Source organism: Ulvibacterium sp. (assembly GCF_965228935.1).
Lineage (GTDB): Bacteria > Bacteroidota > Bacteroidia > Flavobacteriales > Flavobacteriaceae > Ulvibacterium.
Map to the genome: position 1 here is coordinate 5,622,925 of NZ_OZ245846.1, position 22,652 is coordinate 5,645,576.

Below are 22,652 nucleotides of genomic sequence, written 5' to 3' on the forward strand. Positions count from 1 at the left end.
AAGAACAGCATCCAGAAGAAAAAGAAGTTTCAAAAAGCGTTACTTATTCCAGAATGGTTTGAACCCCATTTTCCAAGGAATACAGTGCCTTGATCTCGTCTTCGGTCAGAGCTTTATTGTAAATGGACAGCTCGTCCATAAATCCAATATAGCTTAGTCCCAAATAGATGTTGGACCGATCTAATTCCCAGGTAAAGGAATCGGTAATATCCGGCCTTGTTCCTTTCAATTCCCCGTTTATGTAAAGGGAAGCTTTGCCTTTTTCGGTATTCAATCCGGAAAGATTGATGAGTATATGCGTCCATTCCCCTTTGGCAAAAGGTGGATTGCTCACGGGTGCGAGTTGTGGTAGAAAAAGATCATCCTCATCTTCCAATCCATCGGGGTTCCAGATATTTCTATCTCCGATGACCCCTAATCTGAAGTCCCTAGGGTTATTTTCGGTAAAATCTACCCAAATGGCGGCATCGTTATAACTAACGTCCGTAATTTGAATGGGATCACAATAGCCTGGTTCCAGATCGGTGGCAGGGTTAAGACTCAACCAAAAAGAAATGGCCCCGTTCCAATTCTTCTTGCTATACGCTATGTTTCCAGCACTGGGATAGTAGATATATCCTTTGCTACGTTCGGTAAATTGAAGCCCATACCCATATTTGCCCTTGCCCGCCTGGCGACTAATATCCGGTTTGTGCAGGCCAACTTTGGAAGAATCAAGAGAATCTCTGTTGGCAACGGTATACATTAGGGAATCCCCGACCGAAAAATCGGCATTGACCCCAGTATCAAAAGAAGCATAAAAAGTAAGTGCCTCCTTTAAGTTGTCTTCCGTGGTGTTTTCCTTAACCGCTTCCTTTTTAAGATTTTTTTCCTTACAGGAGGTCAATCCAGTAGTACATACTAGAATGGGGAGTGCAATGTATTTTACGATATGTGTCTTGGTCATAGGTTTTCGTTTTCAAAAGAGTCCGACTTCTAAAGTACATAATTAATACATAGGGTCGTACGAATATGTGACAATTGAATCCACATTATTTAAGAGGCACCTTACATATTTGCGATTCTTTTTTGGGCAACAAAGACTATGAATAATGGTTCCTATTAGCTAATTTGGCCAACACAAATCAAGGTCAGTACTTCTAGTGATACAAAAAACAAATTTACTTCAGGGCTTCACAATTCTATCCTTTCTTTTATTGATGGGCTGTTCCAATGATGAAGATAATTCCGGTCAGGACCTGATTAAAAGGGAATACTCCTCGGAAGCTAACATTGAATACAATACATACTGGATTTCAAAATATAACGGATCTGGCCAAATCATCAGTAGAAAGACCAATGACGATGCTAGGAATGGCAATTCATCTCGCCATTCCGTGCCAAACGAGTTTGAGTATGATGCCAATGGACGCTTAATTTCTACAAATACCGTTGATTTTGGATACGACAGTGCCGGTAGGGTAATTTCAAGAACCGGACCAACGAAATCAATAACCCAATATTTGTCCTATTTAGACGATGTGATAACCCTTACGGATAATTCATCCGATTATGTGCGGACATTCAAACTTGACTCAAAAAACAGGGTAATTGAGTTCAATGGGGAAAACAATGAACTTACGGCAAGGATTCAATACGACGAATTTGACAACATCACAAAAGTTGAGTTTGTGCCGGTACATCCGGAATGGTGGAGCACTAAGGACGTGATAGAGATAGAACATGATTCAAATCCAAATCCCTATCTTAATTCCTACAGGGATTATATTGAGTCCAGTAGATTATTCCAATTTTCAATGGATGATAAACTTTGGGTTTACCTTGTTTTCTTTGCAACGAACAACATCGTCAAATTCGAAAGTTATTCGGAATCATATAACACGGAAACGGGAAGCTATGATAGGTCCGACTTTACGGAAAGCTATCAAATAGAACATGAACTTAATTCAAATGGGTTCCCTACTATTTTCAGGATAAGCCATTCCCTTGAACAACCGGATAGGATCCTAACCAGCAACTCATTGGTCAAATTGGTTTATTGATTTATACAATTGTTTGCATGGACAACATTGGCTAACAACTCCAGGTATACATCCGTTGTTAGGTGTTTTTTAAACGAATATTCTATTTTGATATTTTCATGGCGGTACGATTATTAATCATTCTCGCAGGCCTCCAACCAAACTTGGATAAAACTTAGAAAAAGAGTTGAATTAAGCTAGCGGTCATATCCTTTGAGATTCGTAAAAAGAACGTTTAAAGGAATAAACCGATACATATTATTCAGTCAAATTTATCTGAAGATCAAAAGAACCGAGGCACTAAGAAGAGGCAAGGTATTATGCTCGTTCCCAGAGACTATCCATAATCCTTATGGTTACCCTAGGGTCTAAATCCTATTTTTCGCCGGATAAAAGGGTATTTATCACAAATTTCAGGATGGCATCATTGTGGGTTACCATGTCCTTAACCGAATTTGAAATCCGGTAATCCGGAACCACGGTTCTTTTTTGGACGTGTTCTTCCATAGTGTAGGCTGCATGTAAAAGGGGTAGGTAAATGGCCGTTTCCGTGTGGTCCCCCACAATGGAAATCTGGCGTACGCCATTACTGATGCCCGCATACCCATAGGTTTCTTCCCCTACAAGAATGGCCTTGGTGTGTTCCTTTAATAGGCCAGCGGCAATGCCTGCCGCCGATGTTGTCCCGCCATTGATCAGTACAATTAGGTTTCCGGTATAGGGATAATCCTTAACCGGATCATAAACCATTAAATCTCGCAACACCTCGGTTCTTGTTACCTTGAACCTTCCATTTGCAATGGGTACCAGCCTGAACGAAACATCCAAATTTAGTGTATCTCCTGTCGATTCCAAGAAATACTGATCGTCTCCCAAAGTTGATATTTCTCTTGCCGGAATAATCGGCTTGTTGATAAAATACTGGAGCAAATAGGCCGCATTGCTTGCCTTTCCCCCGCCATTGTCCCTTAGATCGACAATCAGGTTCTGAATGTTCCGCCGGGATACTTCCTTAAAACAATCTTTGTAGAAATCGGGATAAGTGTTTTCCGGGTCATTGAAGCCGTCTTTGATGAATCGGTCAATTTTCATGTAGGCATAATCCTCATACACTTCAAAATTGAAGGCTTCTTCTTGTTTTTGTTGAGGATATTTTTTGGCCTCCTTTTTTTCATAAGCTCCTTTTGAAATTGCATCGACCTTGGCCCGTACGATCTCTTTGGTTCCATAGTCCCGGTACACCATATCCCAAGATTGTTGTTCCCCATAAATTTCGGGATAAAGCCTATGGAAAGATCTATAAGGGCCACCCAGCCAATGGTACATGCCATTGGAGCTTTTCCCGTCCGAGGAGTAATGCCTTAAGATCTCCTGTAAGATTTCATTGCTAAGCTTGCCATCTATCGCAATAATTTCAGAACCTTCGGGAATTTCCAGGGAGCTCATGTTCCTTAGTATAAAGATTCGCTCATTACGGACATATACTTGGAAGGGAAGCCGTTTCTGATCATTGATAACACTGCCCAGCCCACCAAAGGCATAGGCTTGGGTATGCCCATCATGAATCGATGCGATTAACCTAAGGACTATTTTGTAAAATGCCGTACCCGTCATGGGTTCGGAGGTTTCCGATTTTAGGTTCTTGAACACTTCCTCAAATTCCTCGGGGCTTTGGTGGGTATAGGTTCCCGGATGGACGTTGATAAGGGCGGTTTTAAACTTTTCCAGATCGGCGTGCATCTGTTCAGGCCGATACGTTATAATCTCCTGTGCCAGACCTGTAAACCCATAAAAACCAAGTAGGAATGTAAAAAACCGCTTTAAGGCCCTATCCATTTTTTTGTTCATTTTCACAATCGATGGTTCCCTACCTCTCCACAAAATCAATTTGAAAGGTTCCGGAATTCAGGGTTTTGGAAGCACTCTTACGTCCTTGAACGAACCTTCCTCGCTATCTATCCACAACCCTAATTTCCCTTCGTTTCGAGTGCTTACTTTTTCGACCTCCAAGGTAGGTACATCCGATCGGTTAATATACACCTTTACATTCGGCGTATTGATTTCAATGGTAACATGGAACCAATCGTTCGGATCGGGAACGGGTACCGCGGCATTTTCATACTTTCCAGGGAATTTTTTCCGCAATACATGCCATACATTGTCGGGAGCGTTAATGTATTGTACCGCGTTGTTCTTTTTTTCCTGACTTTTAAAATTAAAGGGACGGAAGTAAACGGCATCGTAATGGGTATTGTCCAGACCGTGAAAGGCCAAACCCAGAAAGCTTTGGCCACGGACGTCCTTTCCCTTTACCTCCAATTCCACAACGCCATTTTTAAAGCTTCTGTCGTTTAACCAGAGTAACGCACTTCCATTACCCTTATTTTTTAAATGAATGGTACCATTTTCAAAAGTGGCCGTTCCATTATACGTGGTCCAATTTCTCGGACTAGCCTTGATGCTCTCTTGAGCATATAAAGTATTGATCGGGATGAATGCGAAAATAAATACGAATACAATTGACCTCATGTTTTTTTAGGACAATACTAGGGTATATGAGGTTTTATAGGCAATCATTTCTCGGTCAAAACCCGGTCAAAGCAATTTTATGGAAGCATAATTTCTAAATTTGCATATGGCAAGATCTGAACAGGAATTTATCGACCTCTGTAAAAAACAAATAGAACGAAAGTTCCTATTTGGAACCGGCAATGAGGTAACGCAAAGGGACCTGGAGGTTTTGTCGGAGCATATAGAAGAAAAAACGGGCACCAACATAAGTCTTTCCACTTTAAAGCGTCTTTGGAAGAACAACTATAAACAGAGGCCTCAATTGGCTACACTCAATGCCTTGGCCGCAATCCTCGAATTCAAGGATTGGCAAAATTTTAAGAGCGCCCATGCCCGCAAACGGACTTCCTTGGCCAAGATGCTACAGTGGTCCGTCCCCGGCCTTTTACTGGCCATTGTCCTGCTTTCCATATTTGGTTCTTCATCCGAATCGGAAAAAAACGGCAAAGAAACATTCGAACAGATTCAGATTACGGGACCCATTCGTTTTGAAACTTCCAAAACGGTAACCCAGGGCATCCCCAATACTGTGGTCTTTTCTTATGACGTATCCAAGGTGGTCGCCGACTCATTTTACATCCAACAATCCTGGGATCCCAACAATAAGGTGGCCATTGACCCCAAAGGCAGTGCCCTTACCAGTATCTATTATGAGTCCGGTTATCACCGGGCCAGATTAATGGCCAATGATTCCGTTATAGCCCAAAGGCCCATCCATATTCTGAGTGAGGATTGGGAACCCCATTTGTATTACGAGGAAGAGGATATGCCGATTAATCTCAAAGACGAATCCTTTATTGCCAATGGCCAATTGCATTTGGACAAAACAGTATTGGAAAAGTATAAAATAGACCTTTCCAAGGAATTTTACAGTAGAATCTCCAATAGTCAAATCTTTGATGTACACTCCGATAATTTTAACCTTTTTACGCGGCTGAAAGTAGATGGTGTGCGCAATGAGCTATGTCCCTGGGTGTCCGTTATCATCGTAACGGAAGTACACATTTTTAGGGTAACCTTAATGGACAAGGGTTGCGAAAAATATGCCGGTTACAAACTGGGGGAAATTTCGAAGGGCGGTCATGACAATGACCTTTCCGCCCTAGGGTGTGCTATTACCGATTGGCAGGATTTGGAAATAAGGGTAAAGGGCAAGCATGCCCAAATCTATCTCAACGATACCCTGACCTATGCGGAAACCTTCCATAAAGATCTGGGAAAGATAGCCGCGCTTGTCTATGCTTTTGACGGAACTGGATCCATGGATTATATAAAATTACAGGACGGCAATGGGCAAATCGTATTCGAGGATGGTTTTGAAAGGTAGAATTACCAAAAAAGGGAATTGATGATTTTAAGGGGGTTTACATGGGGTATCAAAGATCATAAATTGAATGTTTCAAGGGAATTTTGGATCCTTAGCATCCAGTACCACTAATTTGCGCGTTTTGGGAACGGCTTCTTTTTTGTGAACTATCACTTTGCCTGGCCAAAAAAATTGAATTCGCTGTCTTAAGGAAGTAATTTCCCTTTTATAGCCCCTGCTGGTTTTTTTCATTCCGTTCGTAAACTTTTTATGGCAGTTGCTCTTCCGGCCTTGATGGCCTGAAAACTTACCGTAAGAATGGTAATCGCCAATGCACCGACCACTGCCAATACAAAAATCCACCACTTAATACCGATCCGATAGGCATAGTTTTGTAACCAGCCGTTCATCACGTAATAAGATATGGGTATGGCAATAAAGCATGAAATGGCGACCAGCTTCAGAAAATCCTTTGAAAGCATGTTCCACACATTGAACATTGAGGCGCCCAATACCTTTCTAACCCCGATTTCCTTGGTGCGCTGCTCCGCTACAAACGACGTCAATCCAAATAATCCCAGACAACTGATCAAAATCGCAAGGGCCGTGAAAATTCCTGATAACGTTCCTATACGCTCCTCGGCTGCAAACTTTTCCCCGTACTCGGTATCAATAAAATCATATTCAAAAGGAATATCCGGAAAATGTTCCTTAAAGACACGTTCAACAATTGCAATATTACGGCTTGCACTTTGTCCCGGATTCAACCTTAAATTGTAGTAACCCAGATTTTGGAACCTATCAAACACATATAGATGTTGCTTTATAGGTTCATAGGGCGATTGGGTAACCATGTCCTCCACAACCCCGATTATCTTCAAAGGTGGATTTGGATATTCTACGTCATCATGCTTTAATAATTTACCAACAGGGTTTTCCATACCCAGATATCTTTTAGCGGTCTCGTTAATAAGAACGCCTAGGGAGTCAGAAGCGAAATCCCTTGAAAAATCCCTTCCCTCAACGATTTTCATATTCAATGACTTGGCATACTCGAACGAAACATCGGTCCATGCGAAATCTTCTTGAAAGCCATCGGGCTTCCCCTCCCAGGTAAACCCATCCCTGTTCGACCAAATTCGTGTTGTAGGGCTACTGGATGCGGACATTTCGATTACGGCGCCCGAGTTTATGAACTCGGTTCGCATCAAATCATACTTTCCTACGAAATCATCGGTAAATGTGGCTACCTGAATTAAGCCCTCTTTATCATAGCCTACCGGACGATTTTTGGCATAATGGATCTGTTGCATTACGATAAAGGTGCCAATAATAAAGGCGACCGAGACCGTAAACTGGAGCACCACCAGGATTTTCCTTGACAACCCGGCATATTTACCGGCCTTAAAAGTCCCTTTTAAGACTTCCACAGGCCTAAATGAGGATAGATACAGAGCCGGGTAGCTTCCCGCCACCAAGGAAGTGAAAAGAATAAAGATTACGGATATCAGCCAAAAGAAGGGATTCGACCAAGGAAAGGCGATTTCCTTTTTCGCCAAATCGTTAAATCCGTCCAATGAAAATAGAACGATCAGAATCGCAATACTAAAGGCAAAAACAACCACCAAGAAAGATTCGCTCAAAAACTGATTGATCAACTGACCCCTTTGTGAACCGATCGATTTTCGTATACCTACCTCCTTGGATCTTTTTTCGGATCGGGCCGTACTTAGGTTCATGAAGTTGATGCAGGCCAAAAGCAGTACAAAGGCACCAATGATACCAAAGGACCACACATATTTTATTCTCCCACCGACTTGTTTGCCATTTTCAAAATTCCCATGTAGATACCAATCCTTCATCGGAAAAAGAAAAATATGGGGGTCGAACTCCGCCGTATCCGCATTCAGGTCTTTTTTTACACTGGCTATTTTTGAGGACACGTCTTCCATGTTTGCATTGTCCGCCAATTGCACAAACATTTGAAAAGAGTTCTCATCCCAGTCATCCTCGGCATTTCTTGCCCATTCCCGAGCGGAAAGAAAGTAATCCCACGGGGCAATATATTCTACTTCACTAAAGGTATTGTTGGACGGAATATCTTCATAAACGGCCGAGACCATCATAACATCTTGATTACCAATTTTCAAGGTTTTACCTAAGGGGTCCTCCTCCCCAAATAACGCATGGGCAAGGGATTTGGAGAGCATGATGGAATTGATTTCCCTTAAACCGTCCTTCTCGCCCTTTATTATATTTAGGTTCAAAAGCTCCGGAGCTTCTCGTTGCATATATATCCCAGGTCTCGAAATATTGGTTTCACCGTATTTCAGATACAGATTCATTCTCCAAGACGACATAACTAGATGTTTGAAACTATCACCATAACCATCTCGCAAGGCTTTCTCCAGCGGCCTCGGAATCGAGGGCCCTGTAGTTGTATTTCCATTAAAGGTCAATGATTGAAATACCTGGGCAATCCTATCCTTATTCTTGAAGTAATCATTATAGGATAGTTCATCAAAGACCCAAAGCCCGATCAATAGGGTAACGGTCATGCCAAGGGCAAGTCCACCAATGTTTATCGCCGAATAACCCTTGTTCTTCTTGAGGTTGCGCCAGGCAATTGTTATGTAATTCTTCAACATGGTATCTAGGTTACGGATACTATACCTTAGGTTCGCTTCGTATTATTTGAATTTTGGTCTTGGGACCCAATACGATAAAATATCTTGGTTCTAAATTCATGCCATGATTCCAATTCTTTTGTAATCAATCCATTACGAAGAATAGTATAAAAATGAAGCTAGGCCATTGTCCAATTATTGGACATAGAAATGTAAAGAAAATTTACACTTTGTAAATAGGTTCGGTTGGTACTATTATCTATATGGGGCTTAAAATGAAACCATTTCAATGGTTCCATATAACCAACCTTTCTTGGGAATAAGCTCATTACGTCCAATCTGTCCAATTAACTCGTCGTTTTAAACTACTCCATTTATGGCTATTCTTTCTACTCCTCCCTCAAGGTATGCACAGGATTCCCGTTGAGTTTGAAAAACTAATTTTTAATGGGTCATTTTATTTCTGCATTGACAGTTAATGAACTTTAGAAGCGGCTTAAGGAAAAAGTAACAGTTGCCTATCCAATTGAAGACATGATATACGGAAAGAGGGAATTACAAAGGTTGATAGACCAGATTTATACTTCATTACGGCCTAAAACCCTGGAACTGTTCAAACTATCCAAGAATCAAGGCCTTACCCACCAGGAAATTGCTTCCTTAAAGAACATCTCGGCTAAAACCGTGCTAAGACCCAACCATAGCGGTGGGAATAAATTTCCAGCCCTTGTTTAGTCTTTGTCCGTTCTGGTTTTGTTATTCACTCAATAATTCAAGAGTAACCAGATAAGCACAGTGGTCCGATGCAATCGTATCTCTAATAACTTCACGATCAATGATTTTCCAACGGTCTTTTGGATAAAACATTACGTAGTCGATTTTTACCTTCGGGTTATCGGAAGGATGAGTAGGTTCTGGGTTTTCTTTATCATAGGTAGCTTCCCAAATCTCCTCAAGAATGGAAATGGATCCACTTTCTGGGGTTGCATTGAGGTCTCCCGCTAAAATGGTAGGGTACTTGTTCTTGGAAAACACTTCGTTTATCTTTTTAGCCTGCAATTCTCTCCCAGCACTACCTTCATGGGCAAAATGTGTGCCTATAAAGGCAATCGTATCCTTTGAAGGTAATTCTGCCACTATTTCAATGGCGGCCCTGGGTTCCTGTCCCGGTATGTATGGTAAGGCCACGTTCCTTGTACTCAAAAATGAAAATTTGGACAATATTCCTTCACCATACTCTCCCCCGTCATAATACATCGCCCTTGCAAATAAGGGAACCATTTTGGTCCTCCAACCCAATTCAGTGGCCAAATCGTATTTCTTGGACCTGTTTACTTTATAGTCCACTTCTTGCATGGCTACAAAATCTGGATCTACATCGTTTATGAGTTTTGCCAATACATCTAGATTAAAATCCCCTTTTGTGGTTCTTCCCCCAAGGATATTGAACGATAGTACTTTTACAATTTTTTTGTTCTTGACCTTAATTTGAGCGTGTACAGGCGCAAAAGTGAGAAGGCATATTATAACAATCGACATTTGTAATTTCATTGGCTTCATAGTTTTTCAGATAAAGGATTATTCCCTTATTTGGTTTTAGAAATCAGTAATCCAATCTGAATTTTGAAACTATCAGGAAACAATCCGAGGAAAGCTAATAATTAAAATGTTTCGGAACAATAGCTCTTATAAGAAATACTGACCCAATCCTAGTTCATAAGGCTATTATCTTAGAGGACTATCTATTCCTCCCGCAAAGTATGCACAGGGTTCTTGTTGGCTGCCTTAATGGTTTGTGTGCTTACCGTCAAAAAAGCGATTCCCAACGCCAGCAGTCCCACGGTTACAAATATCAACCAATCCAAGTGGATCCGATACGCGAAATCCTGAAGCCATCTTCCCATTCCCAAACCCGCTATGGGAACGGCGATAACCGCGGACACCAGAACAAGTCTTAAAAAACCCTTTGAGATAAGGCTCACAATATCGGTTATGGTGGCACCCAACACTTTGCGGATGCCGATTTCCTTGGTACGGAGCAATATGCTATGGGTCACCAGACCAAAAAGACCGATGCAAGCTATAAACAAGGCAATACCGGTAAAAAGGGTGAAGAGTTCCCCAAAACGCTTTTCGGATCGGTATAGTTGATTAAAGGATTCATCCATAAACCGATGTTCAATAGGAATTTGGGGCAAAAAGGTTTTCAACGTTCTTTGAATGTGGGCCAGGGAATTGTCCCAATCCTTTAGGGTCGTTTTAATCACAATATTACCGTATGTACTACGACGCTTGGTACCCATGGCAAGGAATAAGGGTTCTATGGCCAAATCAAAGGGTTGAAAATGGAAATCCTTAACAACACCTATTACCCGCTTTTTGTCAAAGGTCTTACCAATTGCGGACTCCCAACCGAGTGCCTTGACCGCCGACTCGTTTAAAATGATGCTGGCCGTAGAGTCGGTTGGGTGCTCAGGGGAATAGTTCCGACCTTCTACCAAGGACATCTCGAACAAATCGATAAAATCGTAATCGATATAATTGCGATAGATCCAAAGCTTCTCCTGGCCATTATTTCCTTCCCATGTATTCACAATGCCCTGAGACCCCATGTTTAAGGGTAAAGAGCTGGCAAAAGCAATTTTTTTGATTTGAGGATGTTTTAACAATTCCGCCCTAAGGGCATCCCTACGTTCATAAAAATCGACTTGTCGGTAAGGAACATAAACTACCTGATCCCTGCTATATCCCAACTTTTTGTTTTGGATATATTCCAACTGTTGATAAATGACAACACTAGCTATTGCCAGTACGATAGCCGCGGTAAACTGCCCTATCACCAATATATTACGTAAAAAAGCCCCCTCTTTTCCCCTTTTAAGCCATCCCCCCTTCAAGGCCTTTATGGGAGTTATAGCGGATGACAATAGGGCGGGATACAGTCCGGAAAGTCCTCCCAATACAACGGCAATAGATAGCATAATCGCAAACAAGGTACGATTGCCCTTTAAATCAAGGGAAATCTGCTGGTCTATCAGTTGATTAAATAGCGGCAATAGGAAGTAGACCAATCCAATGGCCAGCCCAAAACTAAAAAAGGTAATGAAAAAGGACTCTACCATAAATTGATTCACCAATTGCCCCCTTTTGGCCCCCAATACTTTACGCATACCTACCTCTTTGGAACGTCCCGCCGATCGGGCGGAGGCCAGATTCATATAATTTATGGAGGCCAATAACAAGATGACCAGGGCAATGGAGGCGGAAAAGTAAATATAGCGGATATCACTATTGGCGCCAATTTCAAAATTGATTTGGGAACGTAGATGTATGTCCCGTAAAGGTTGAAGAAAAAACTTGGGTTGGAATGCAGATCCTTGGTACGCCGTTTCCAGATAAGCGTCCAATGTCCCAAATTTTGCTTCCAATTCCCCATACTTGTACCCTTCCGGCAAAACAATATACGCCCTATAATTATTGCTTCCCCAGCGACCCAGATCATCCTGATACCAAGGCAGGTTTTGAAAGGAAGTGATATAATCAAAATCAAAATGTTGATTTTTAGGGGGATCCGCAACGATCCCCTTTACGGTAAGCGGTCGGTCATTTTCAAAGTGTAGGGTCTTACCCATTGGAGATTCTTCCCCAAAGTATTTTCTTGCCAGTGATTCCGTTAAAATAACGGCATCCGGATCTCTCAAAGCCTCTTTTCCCAATCCTTCCTTGATAGGATAAGTGAAAACCTCAAAAAGGTATTCGTCCGCAAACAAACCTTGTTCATAAAAAGTTTGTTCCCCAAGGCTAAACAAGGCATCATGTACCCCAAGGGTCGTGGCGGCCTGCACTTCTGGAAAAAGTTCCTTTAAGGTTGGCACCAAAGGCATAGGGGCCACTGCAAAACGATTACTCCCCCTAAAATTATTGCCCTTTTGAATCTGGGACACCCGATAGATCCGATCTGCTTTTTCATGATGCTCATCATAGCTTAGTTCATATTGGATATACAGGGAGATAAAAATAAAGCAAATCATTCCAATGGTCATCCCACCGATGTTTATCAAGGTAAAGACCCGATGTTTTAATAGATTTCGGATTCCTATCTTTAAATGGTTTTTAAACATGGCCCGATCAAAGATGTTTGATGTTCTTGGGAACGACCGTATCAGTCCCGGTCTGAAGAGTCGTAGAACATCCCATATAAAAAGTCGCTTTGCACTGCCTCTTCCCTTTTCTTCCCATCTTTTTCCAAACCTTTCTCTAAGGTCCCCCTCCAAATCCTCCACATAATCCGGGCGGCAGTACCAACGGAAAAAGGAGAGTATCCATTTTGGTGGATTATGGTCGTTCTTTTTAAGCATAACTGTCTCCAATATCCAAGTTTGGAATGGCATTCCATAGATTCATCCGTTGTTCCCTGGTGGTCTCCAATATCTCTCTCCCATAGGTAGTCAGCGCAAAATATCGTTTACGTTTACCTCCCCTCATTTTGGTCGCCTCCCCAAGTCTGGAAGAGAGATACCTCTTTTTTTCCAAGCGTCTCAAAACAGTTTGCAATGCGCCGATACTTACCTTTCGGTCCAGTCGTCGTTCCATTTCATCGATAATGGCGACACCATAGGCCTCATCATATAATATGGCCACGGTAAGAAGTACTATTTCCTCAAATTCTCCCAGGTGATGTTTGCTCATAATCCTATATTTGACTCAAATGTAGTTAATATTATTGTTCGAACCTAATTTAATACTTAAATGTAGTTTTTATTGTATAAGGATATCTGCAAAATTTTTCCCCAGTATCGAAAAGAAATCTGGCATAACGACCAATAAGTTTAATAAAACCTCTGCATTTATTGATTCCGATAGCGTAACTATTTCAAAAAATCTCTATCTTATTATTGACCTTGAACAGTCTTTAGAATTAACTTTTCAATGAAAAATCGGCGGATACTAAAAATGGCTTTTCTTTTTATTTGCCCTTTCTTGGCAAATTGCTCCGATGATGAACACACTCTTGTTACAAATCAGGAAGGAACCGTTTTGGGTGAGGTCCCATGCAATACCGAAAACAATGGTCTCGCCGTTCGAATTGACGTCGATAACTTAGAATCCCCGAATTTTATTATAACGGCTACCCTGCCAGACAGCCTTAAACAAGAGGGACTTAGAATCAGTTTTGACATGGAACTGTCCATGGAAGGAATAACACTTTGTACCGTGAATTTCTTTCCGAACCAATTCTATGAGGTGAGCAACACCATACCTATTAAGGATTAGTCTTATCCTAGTAATTGCTTTTTCTTTGACCAGTAACGGAATTTGAAATCATTGCGTTAATTGTATTCCGAGAGTTTTTAAAACTAACATGTAATTAGGAGTCCCCGCTCCTTTCTTCACCCCGATTTTTAATCGGCAGATTAAAGAAATCGAACAAGAATTGTATGACAATAGGTCTCGGTTATTAGTTAAACATTAGATTATACTATCATTTTCTACAAATATTAATGATATATATATATCAAAAAACATATATATTTGTTATACAAAAATTAATGATATATGAAATGATACGGAGTTTAGGACATTTGGAAGAAAGCATTCTATTGATCGTAATGATCGAAAAGGAGGCCTACGGGGTATCCATATCCGAAGCTTATGAACGGCATTTAGGCAAGCGTATTTCCATACCTGCAACCCATACGGTTTTAAAAAGGTTGCAGCAAAAAGGACTGGTCAGATCCCAAATGGGAGGAGCTACTCCCGAACGGGGCGGGCGGCGTAAAAGAATATTTGAAGCTACCTCACGTGGTTACAACGTAATTGCGGAGATTCGGAAAAACCGAATACATTTTTGGTCGTTGATTCCAAAACTGAACGTTCAAAATGGATAATAAAAAGTCAAGCAAACATGATTTGAATCCGCCTAAATGGGCCGATAGATTCCTTGAATGGTATTGCTCACCCCATCTTTTGAATGAGATCCAGGGAGACCTTTATGAGGCATTCTCGATAAGGGTCAAAAAGTATGGCCATCAAAAAGCTCGGCTCATGTTTATTAAAGAAGTACTCCTATTTTGTAAGCCATCATCTTTTAAAAAAACAAGTAACATCCTTAACCTTCCCATCATGTTAAGTTTTTTTAGCTATTATCTCAAGACTACCTTTCGGAATCTGGTAAAAAATAGGGCGTTTGCCAGCGTCAACATTTTTGGATTGGTGCTTGGTATAACCGCTTTTCTTCTAATACTCAATTATGCATGGTTTGAGCTCAGCTATGATGAATTCCATGAAAAAGGGAATCAAATTTATAGAATCGGGAATAATCACTTCTCCAATGGAATTTCCACATACAGCAGGGCCATCACGTATCGCGATGCAGGCCCTAGTCTTAAGGAGGAATTTCCTGAAATTTCGGATTTCACTAGGATGAACGGATTGTTTGGACGAAACCTTGTTGTGACCTATGCCAACGATAACGGAATAACCAATACCTTTAAGGAGGAGGATGTTTTTTATGTCGATGATAACTTTCTCTCCATGTTCACATTCCCCTTAATCCAAGGAGATCCGGCGCAAGCCCTAAAAGATACGGGTTCGGTAGTTCTTACTGAAAGTGTTGCCATCAAATACTTTGGAACGGAAAATCCCATGGGAAAGATAATCACCGTGGATGGCAATGAGTCCTTCATCGTCACCGGTGTCCTTAAGGATATCCCGTCAAATTCCCATATGAAGTTTGACATGCTCTTTCCCATAAAAAGCTTATCCGAATATCAAAATAGAAACAATAAAATGTGGTCGGGTGGTGGTGGAGACGTGGCGTATACCTACATACTGCTGGCAAATGGTGTTGATCCCGTTTCGCTGGAAAGAAAGTTTCAAGATTTTCTCGTTAAACATCGGGTTCGGCATATCACCGAAACCGAAATTACCGATCAATTCGTCCTACAACCATTGAAGGGAATTCATTTACATTCTGATTTGGAGTTTGAAATAAAGACCAACGGCAATGCAAAAATGGTTACTTTTCTAATAATCATAGGATTTCTTGTATTGTCCATTGCTTGGATAAATTACATAAACCTTTCCGCTGTCAGGGCTACCAAGAGGGCAAAGGAAGTAGGTGTAAGAAAGGTTATCGGGGCAACCAAGGGACAGCTTGCCAAGCAATTTATCATGGAAGCTTTGGTGCTCAATTGTATTGCCTTCTTACTTTCTATAGTTTTGGTCCTTGTTCTATTTCCAAAGTTCAAGGAATTAACAGGGTTGGCCATGGAATCCGTTCTTCTTGGTAATCGTGAGTTCCTACCTTTTTTGGTGCTGTTTATCATTTTCGGTGCCATTCTGTCCGGTCTTTATCCTGCTTTTTTTATGTCTTCCTTCGAACCATTAGTCGCTTTAAAAGGGAAAATAGGGCAAAAATTTAAGGGTATTTCTTTGGTAAAGGGAATGACGGTATTTCAATATACGGTTTCGATTATTTTATTGGCAGGAACGTTCACCGTCTTCAAACAGGTCAATTTCATGCGGAATCAGGATTTGGGAATAGAAATAGATCGGACCATAGTTATAAACGCGCCTAAAATAACAAAGGACAACTATGCTTCCGTTCTGGAATCCTTTAGGGAAGAGGCCCTTAGTCATCCCGATTACATACAAATGACGGCCTCATCCGAGATTCCCGGTAGACCGTTCAATGCTACCTCAATGATGGCCCCATCAGGCGCCAGCAGGGAACAGCATAAAAAATATGCCAGTGCTTGGGTGGATTATAACTTCTTACCCATGTTTGGCCTGAATCTGATTAGTGGGAGAAATTTCTCGGAAGATTTTCAAACGGATGAAAGTACCGTTATTGTCAACGAGGAATTTGTAAAATCCTTTGGTTTTGCGAAGCCGAAAGATGCGATCGGCCAATTGATTTCTTCGAACAGAGGTGCGGTAAAAATAATAGGCGTTGTAAATAACTATCATCATGTTTCCCTTAAGAATGCTGTTGAGCCAGCTGCCTTCTTCTTAAATTCCGAGAGAAACAGGAAATATGTTTCCTTTAGAATAAGTTCAAAGAATCTGTCAGATACTATAGATACACTTCAAAAGGAATACGAGGCCATGTTTCCTGGTAATCCGTTTGAATTTTTCTTTCTTGATGATTATTTCGACCAACAATACAGAGCGGACAGATCCTTCGGAACGGTAATTTTGCTATTTAGCATCCTGGCCCTATTCATTACCTGCTTGGGGCTGTTTAATCTATCTTTTGTAACTACATTGAATCGCATAGGGGAAATTGCCGTTAGAAAGGTACTCGGAGCTTCTACCCCGTCCATCTTAATGCTGTTTTCAAAAGATTTTATTAAGCCGATAGCCCTGGGGTCTTTAATAGGTATTCCTATTATTTGGATTATTCTTCGAGAATGGCTTTCCCATTATGCAATCCGAATTGACATTTCTTTTTGGCTTTTGTTCACTCCGGTAGTCTTAACTCTTATAATCGCCAGCATTACTATGAGTTACCATTTTTTAATGGCTGCAAGAAGCAATATAGTTGAAAGTTTAAGGCTAGAATAAGATCTGAGTATTTTACAGGAGTAGTTCTACGATTGTATTTATACTGTTAATACGTTTCCTGAAACAAACATTTTTGATACCAGGAAATCTACCCAACCAATGGGCATTGGGCCAATTTTAAATGGATAGAATCGCAAAAATTAATATGTCGGCACGGAAAATATAAATAGACAAAAGTACAATACGTCTTTGGTAGCCTCCGTTCGCAAAAAAGCATATGCACGTTTCATTTGTGTCTTGACTGTATTCACGGAAATACCATTGTTTTCCGCTATTTCGGAGTAGCTCTGCCCGTTTACAACAAAAGACATGAAAATTTTTCTTCTGCTTTCCGGAAGTTTATTGAGTAGTTCTTGTAATCTAAGGCTCTTGTCAGATCCTGTCGAAACCTGCTGTTCCTCAAAGTTACCAACATCCAGATGCCGAAGTAGCGACTTTTCCCTGGCAATTTTTTTCACTGAAAGTAAACTCAGATTTTTCACCGCTTTGATGGCATAGGACTTAAAAGAAACCGTTAGGGAGATGTGTTCCCTTTTTTGCCAATAGGATATGAAAAAATCCTGTACAACATCTTTAGCGGTTTCTCTGTCCTTTACAATTCCCAATGACACCAAGTACAACAGAGCATAATGTTCCTTAAAGAGCCGTTCTATTTCCTTGGTATTATCTTTCCATTGCTTTTTCATCAAGCCCCTTATTGTTCAATTTGCGAGAACATTGGAATTCCTTCACTTTATTCCTTTTTTTAAGCCTATTATTCCGTATTGTTTAAATCGTCAAATTATCAAATTAACAAAAAAAAGATATTTTTTGTCCCCCTAATTTAAGGTTTTCATAACATAAAAGAAAGAAAACCTAGAGAATGCCAAATAAGGAACAATTAAAATCAGTATTAGAGAGCATCAATATTTCCGGAAAAATAGATTTGGATTCCCTCAAAGAATTTACGGAGCAGGAAAAAGAAATCATATACAATCTCTATAGTGAAGGTTTGGTAGAGGAGGCCTTAAAATCCCTTGATAGTTTGGATGAGCATAAGGAATGGCGTGTACTAAGGGAAAAATTGGGGGATTCTAGGGTTAGGATCATTCCGTTGTGGAAATCGGCTTTGAAGTATGCTGCCATTTTTGTAGGCCTACTCGGTACGCTTTATTTTATACTGAAGGACGAAAACCTTGAAACGCAAACACAAATTTCGGAGGAATCGATTAAATTAAGAATCGGGCAGGAAGCCATAAAAGTGCTACATGAAGGGCAAACGCAAAAACTCGTTTCCTCCTCAGGTAAAGTGGTAGGGGAGCAGAAGGGTAACAAACTTGTCCATATTGCCGATACCGAAATCGATGAATTGGTGTACAATGAACTGGAAATTCCCTACGGTAAGATTTTCGATGTTGAACTGTCCGATGGCACCCTGGTCCATTTAAATTCCGGAACCACCATACGCTACCCCATAAAATTTTTGCAAGGACAAAAAAGAGAAGTTTTTATTGATGGTGAGGCCTATTTTAAGGTAGCAACTGATAAGAATCGTCCTTTTATTGTGAATGCGGACGCTGTGGCCATAGAGGTGTTGGGAACAGAATTCAATGTTACCTCTTATGCGGAAGACCTAGAAATTAGGACAGTGTTGGTAGAAGGGTCTGTGAATATGACCAATTCCAATGTTCCCGGTGATGTTGTGGTTCTCAAACCCGGATATAAAGCGTCATGGAACAAAACAGTCCAAGCCACGGAAATTGAAGAAGTAGATGTCCTTCTTTATACGGGTTGGATAGAGGGAGAGCTCGTCTTTAGAAACTCCAATTTTCAAAATATGGTCAAAAAATTGGAACGCAGATACAACGTAACCATTCGAAACAATAACCTGCTTTTGAGGGACAAAAAGTTTAATGCTCGCTTTGACGTAGACATAGAAAGCATGGATGATATTTTGAAGTCCATAAAAGAGATTCATCCATTTGAATACAAGATAACCGATCAAGAAATCGTAATTAACTAGAAACCTATTCAAACAACATAGCCTATGATGTGAGCTTATCAAAAAAATCGGGAAATGCTTGAGACCATTCCCCGATTTAAAAATGTGAATTAAACAACCTTTCAAAATCATTTAATCATTCCAAAAATATGAAAAAACATCCTAAAATCGGATGGCCTCATCGGTGGCTTCCGAAAATAGATTTGAAAATGAAACTGACCACTTTTTTGTTAATAGTTTCGTTACTTCAAGTTCAAGCGAGTACCTACTCTCAAAAGACCAGATTAAGCCTAGATTTCGAGAATGCAAGTATCTCGCAAGTTCTTGATAGGATAGAGAAAATTTCCAAGTTTCGATTTTTATTCGAAAGTGATGAAATAGACCTTAATCGCAAAATATCGCTAAAGGTCCATAAGAAGAAGATATTCGATGTACTGCCCCTTATCTTAAGGGGAACCGAGGTGGATTACAAAATTCGTGGGCGCCAGGTTATACTTACGAAGAAAGAGCTTGGCGTGTTGTTGCCGGAGGTCAATGTCCCGGGCAGCGTTCCTCTAAACGACATGGTGCAGCAATCGATCTCGGGAACCGTAAGCGATGAAAATGGCCAACCGTTGCCGGGAGCAAGTATTGTGGAAAAGGGCACCACCAATGGCACTCAAACCGATTTTGACGGAAACTTCTCTATAAACGTATCCGATCAAAATGCAATACTCATAGTATCCTATATCGGTTTTGCTACCCAGGAAATTCCCGTAAACAATCAGGATACCATAAACATCGCCCTAGTGGAAAGCACATCAAGCCTTGACGAAGTGGTTGTAATAGGTTATGGGGCCACTGTCAGTAAAAAGGATGCTACAGGTGCAGTGGCCAGTGCCGAGTTGGAACGTGCACTGGAAACCCCCAACGTGTCCGTAATACAGGCTTTGCAAGGGGCTGTGGCCGGATTAAACATCGGCGCTGTAACCGTTGCGGGGGAAAACCCTACCTTATCCGTACGTGGACAAAGTACCTTGAACGGCGTAGATGAAAATGGGCGGTCAACGGCAAACGAGGACAATGCACCATTGATCGTATTGGATGGAATTATATATAGAGGAAGCCTTGTTGATCTAAACACTTCCGATATTCAATCCATAGACATACTTAAGGACGCCAGTTCCGCCGCCATTTACGGTTCCCAGGCATCCAACGGGGTAATCGTTATCACCTCCAAAAGTGGAGGCGTGTCCAGTAAGCCGATTATCAACTACACGTCAAGCTATTCTATTCAAACCCCGGCCAATGATGTTAGACCCATGCAGTCTGCAGAGTATGCGGAGTTTTATCCTGATATTTTTTGGGCCGAGGGTAGCAAGTTGGCTCCCGATTTCATCCAAGATAATCCCGATTATGACTTTACACCCAATTTAAAGACCAACTTCCTGAATGAGGGATTTAGAAATGGGGTAGATACAAATTGGTGGGATCTGCTTACACGTAATGGTACGGTGAACACCCATAACCTAAGTGTTAGGGGAAGATCGGAAAGAACAGGCTATTTTCTTTCTGCCGGTATTACCGATCAAAATGGTATTTTGTTGAACGATGATTATACGCGTTATAATTTTAGGGTTAATCTTGATGTCAATATAAACGACTGGTTGAAAATAGGAACTCAAACCTTTGCGGTCGTAAGTGATTTTTCAGGGGCAAACGCCTCTGCCGAGGCAATATTCAGATTACAGCCATGGGCACCAATCCGAGATGATAATGGGGAATTCATTACCAACCCGGTTGACCAATTAAATCCTTTTTTGACCAATCAACAGGAGGATTCAGATATTCGTTTGAACCTTTCCAGTACCATTTATGCGGATGTAAAACTTCCCTTGGAAGGCCTAACCTACCGTATGAATTACTCCAACGCCTATAGGACCATAAACCAAAGTAACTTCAATGCCTTTGGGGCCGATTTCACGGGCCTAGGTTCCAAAGATCATTTTATAAACTGGGATTGGACCTTTGATAATATTGTATCCTACAACAGGACTTTTAATGAAAACCATAATCTTGGGGTAACCTTGCTCTATGGTGTCGAAAAAAGACATTTAAGCGGAACCGAAACTCAGGCCAGTAATTTTGATGTCGATGTTCTCGGTTTTAACCGGCTCCAGGCCGGAGATCCCACCTTAAATGAGATACTCACGACAAAAGAAGAAGAATCCAGTATATATCAAATGGCCCGGGTAATTTATGATTTCAAAAAGAAGTACTTTTTTACCGGAACCTTAAGACGTGATGGTTTCTCTGGCTTTGGTGCAAATGAAAAAATTGGTGTATTCCCAACGGCAGCTGTCGGTTGGACGGTCACCGAAGAATCATTTGTCAATGAATCTTCTTGGCTCAATTTCCTCAAGTTGCGGGCATCCTATGGACAATCTGGTAGACGAGGTGTTTCCAGACTTCAAACATTTGCCCGTGTGGAATCCGAGCCGGCTGTCGTTTTTGGCGATGGAGGCTCCCCGACCCAGGGGATAGCAATAGTATCCTTGGCAAATCCAGCATTGACTTGGGAGACCACGACAGGTTCCAATTTCGGTGTTGATTTTTCCATATTGAATTCTAGGATAAGTGGTAGTATCGAGTACTACGATAATAAGACCGAAAATATCCTGTTCGATATAGCCCTACCGGAGATTACCGGATTTGATAGAATTACCTCGAATATTGCCGAAGTGCAGAATAATGGGTTGGAGGTAGTTCTTAGGGCCAATATCCTAGATGGCAAAGACTTTTCTTGGAACACGTCCATAGATTTCAATAGGGTCAGAAATGAGATTACTTCTATTTTAGGGCCCGATAACGATGAAAATGGAGACGGAAGGGAAGACGATTTGATCGGTAACGGTCTCTTTATCGGTGAACCCCAAAACTCCATTTTCAATTATGATATTATAGGAATGTGGCAGCTGGCCGATGAGGCGAACGGAAACTTGCCGGATGGATTTTTTCCAGGGACATACAAATTACGGGATATCAATGGAGATGGTATGATTTCTTCCTTGGACGACCGGCGGGTCATAGGTTATGAAGACCCCTCCTTTAGAATAGGTATAGCCAATACGTTCCGATACAAGGATTTCACGCTTTATGCATTCATAAACTCCATTCAAGGCGGCAATGATTTTTATTTGGGTGATGATGGTTTTCATTCGGTTCGGGAACAGTTATCCTTCGAGAACATTCCTTCCGGAGGTTTTGACTATTGGTTGCCGGAAAATCCAAATGCAAGATACCGAAGATTGGATACGCCATCGCAATTTGGCGCACAACTTAGCAACCCAAATGGGGCCAAGCCATACTCCTCCCGTAGTTTTGTCCGCCTTCAAGACGTTTCTCTGTCATATAACCTACCCGGTCCTATGCTGGATGTATTAGGAATCCGTACAGCTAAAATTTTTGTTAGTGGCAAAAACCTATATACTTGGACGGATTGGCAAGGCTGGGATCCCGAAACCGGAGCAGGATTTGGAGCTGGAGCAGGTTTACCCGTATTAAAGAGTTATTCCCTTGGCCTAAATGTTGAATTTTAA

General features: G+C 41.2%; 16 protein-coding genes and 1 pseudogene. 9 read left to right on the forward strand and 8 right to left on the reverse strand.

Annotated features, from left to right (window positions below; genetic code table 11):
- Positions 1 to 43: 43 nt before the first annotated feature.
- Complete coding sequence (locus tag ACO06Y_RS23780) at positions 44 to 946, reverse strand: LamG domain-containing protein (protein ID WP_422081575.1); 903 nt, start codon at positions 944 to 946, stop codon at positions 44 to 46.
- Positions 947 to 1,199: 253 nt separating this feature from the next.
- Between ACO06Y_RS23780 and ACO06Y_RS23785 the strand changes: the two genes are divergently transcribed.
- Positions 1,200 to 2,042: a hypothetical protein gene (locus ACO06Y_RS23785; protein WP_422081576.1), complete on the forward strand. Its 843-nt coding sequence runs from the start codon at positions 1,200 to 1,202 to the stop codon at positions 2,040 to 2,042.
- A 354-nt stretch (positions 2,043 to 2,396) separates the two neighbouring features.
- Here ACO06Y_RS23785 and ACO06Y_RS23790 read toward each other — a convergent pair whose 3' ends face one another.
- Both ACO06Y_RS23790 and ACO06Y_RS23795 read right to left on the reverse strand, forming a co-directional pair.
- Positions 2,397 to 3,869, reverse strand: coding sequence for a S41 family peptidase (locus ACO06Y_RS23790; RefSeq protein WP_422081577.1), 1,473 nt, complete (start codon positions 3,867 to 3,869; stop codon positions 2,397 to 2,399).
- 57 nt (positions 3,870 to 3,926) lie between these two features.
- Entirely contained in the window at positions 3,927 to 4,550 is a 624-nt protein-coding gene (locus tag ACO06Y_RS23795; protein WP_422081578.1) for a family 16 glycoside hydrolase, read from the reverse strand.
- Positions 4,551 to 4,656: 106 nt separating this feature from the next.
- On the opposite strand from ACO06Y_RS23795, the gene ACO06Y_RS23800 reads away from it, so the two are divergent.
- Positions 4,657 to 5,919, forward strand: coding sequence for a hypothetical protein (locus ACO06Y_RS23800; RefSeq protein ID WP_422081579.1), 1,263 nt, complete (start codon positions 4,657 to 4,659; stop codon positions 5,917 to 5,919).
- A 227-nt stretch (positions 5,920 to 6,146) separates the two neighbouring features.
- On the opposite strand, the gene ACO06Y_RS23805 is transcribed toward ACO06Y_RS23800, so the two are convergent.
- The gene (locus ACO06Y_RS23805) at positions 6,147 to 8,546 is read right to left on the reverse strand and encodes an ABC transporter permease (RefSeq protein ID WP_422081580.1); all 2,400 of its coding nucleotides are present in this window, start codon (positions 8,544 to 8,546) and stop codon (positions 6,147 to 6,149) included.
- A 513-nt stretch (positions 8,547 to 9,059) separates the two neighbouring features.
- On the opposite strand from ACO06Y_RS23805, the gene ACO06Y_RS23810 reads away from it, so the two are divergent.
- Positions 9,060 to 9,260: a hypothetical protein gene (locus ACO06Y_RS23810; protein ID WP_422081581.1), complete on the forward strand. Its 201-nt coding sequence runs from the start codon at positions 9,060 to 9,062 to the stop codon at positions 9,258 to 9,260.
- A 21-nt stretch (positions 9,261 to 9,281) separates the two neighbouring features.
- Here ACO06Y_RS23810 and ACO06Y_RS23815 read toward each other — a convergent pair whose 3' ends face one another.
- From ACO06Y_RS23815 to ACO06Y_RS23825, 3 genes are all read right to left on the reverse strand, one after another.
- Positions 9,282 to 10,076 carry an endonuclease/exonuclease/phosphatase family protein gene (locus ACO06Y_RS23815; RefSeq protein ID WP_422081582.1) on the reverse strand — a complete coding sequence of 265 codons (795 nt, stop codon included), beginning with the start codon at positions 10,074 to 10,076 and terminating at the stop codon, positions 9,282 to 9,284.
- Positions 10,077 to 10,267: 191 nt separating this feature from the next.
- The gene (locus tag ACO06Y_RS23820) at positions 10,268 to 12,895 is read right to left on the reverse strand and encodes an ABC transporter permease (protein ID WP_422081583.1); all 2,628 of its coding nucleotides are present in this window, start codon (positions 12,893 to 12,895) and stop codon (positions 10,268 to 10,270) included.
- The gene (locus tag ACO06Y_RS23825) at positions 12,876 to 13,214 is read right to left on the reverse strand and encodes a PadR family transcriptional regulator (protein ID WP_422081584.1); all 339 of its coding nucleotides are present in this window, start codon (positions 13,212 to 13,214) and stop codon (positions 12,876 to 12,878) included. Before ACO06Y_RS23825 ends, ACO06Y_RS23820 begins: the two co-directional genes overlap by 20 nt.
- A gap of 264 nt (positions 13,215 to 13,478) precedes the next feature.
- Here ACO06Y_RS23825 and ACO06Y_RS23830 point away from each other — a divergent pair, with 264 nt between their 5' ends.
- From ACO06Y_RS23830 to ACO06Y_RS23845, 4 genes and pseudogenes are all read left to right on the forward strand, one after another.
- Positions 13,479 to 13,799 (forward strand): hypothetical protein, encoded by a 321-nt coding sequence (locus ACO06Y_RS23830; protein WP_422081585.1) that lies wholly within the window; start codon positions 13,479 to 13,481, stop codon positions 13,797 to 13,799.
- A gap of 287 nt (positions 13,800 to 14,086) precedes the next feature.
- Positions 14,087 to 14,413: a PadR family transcriptional regulator gene (locus ACO06Y_RS23835; protein WP_422081586.1), complete on the forward strand. Its 327-nt coding sequence runs from the start codon at positions 14,087 to 14,089 to the stop codon at positions 14,411 to 14,413.
- A pseudogene (locus tag ACO06Y_RS23840) lies at positions 14,406 to 14,609 on the forward strand (permease prefix domain 2-containing transporter); the annotation flags it as partial. The gene ACO06Y_RS23835 and the pseudogene ACO06Y_RS23840, both read left to right, overlap by 8 nt.
- 39 nt (positions 14,610 to 14,648) lie before the next feature.
- Positions 14,649 to 17,093, forward strand: coding sequence for an ABC transporter permease (locus ACO06Y_RS23845; RefSeq protein ID WP_422084215.1), 2,445 nt, complete (start codon positions 14,649 to 14,651; stop codon positions 17,091 to 17,093).
- Positions 17,094 to 17,233: 140 nt separating this feature from the next.
- Here ACO06Y_RS23845 and ACO06Y_RS23850 read toward each other — a convergent pair whose 3' ends face one another.
- Complete coding sequence (locus ACO06Y_RS23850) at positions 17,234 to 17,779, reverse strand: sigma-70 family RNA polymerase sigma factor (protein WP_422081587.1); 546 nt, start codon at positions 17,777 to 17,779, stop codon at positions 17,234 to 17,236.
- A gap of 176 nt (positions 17,780 to 17,955) precedes the next feature.
- On the opposite strand from ACO06Y_RS23850, the gene ACO06Y_RS23855 reads away from it, so the two are divergent.
- Positions 17,956 to 19,095, forward strand: a complete 1,140-nt coding sequence (locus ACO06Y_RS23855) for a FecR family protein (RefSeq protein WP_422081588.1) — start codon at positions 17,956 to 17,958, stop codon at positions 19,093 to 19,095.
- 188 nt (positions 19,096 to 19,283) lie between these two features.
- A complete protein-coding gene (locus ACO06Y_RS23860) occupies positions 19,284 to 22,652 on the forward strand; it encodes a TonB-dependent receptor (RefSeq protein ID WP_422081589.1) in 3,369 nt (1,122 codons plus the stop codon).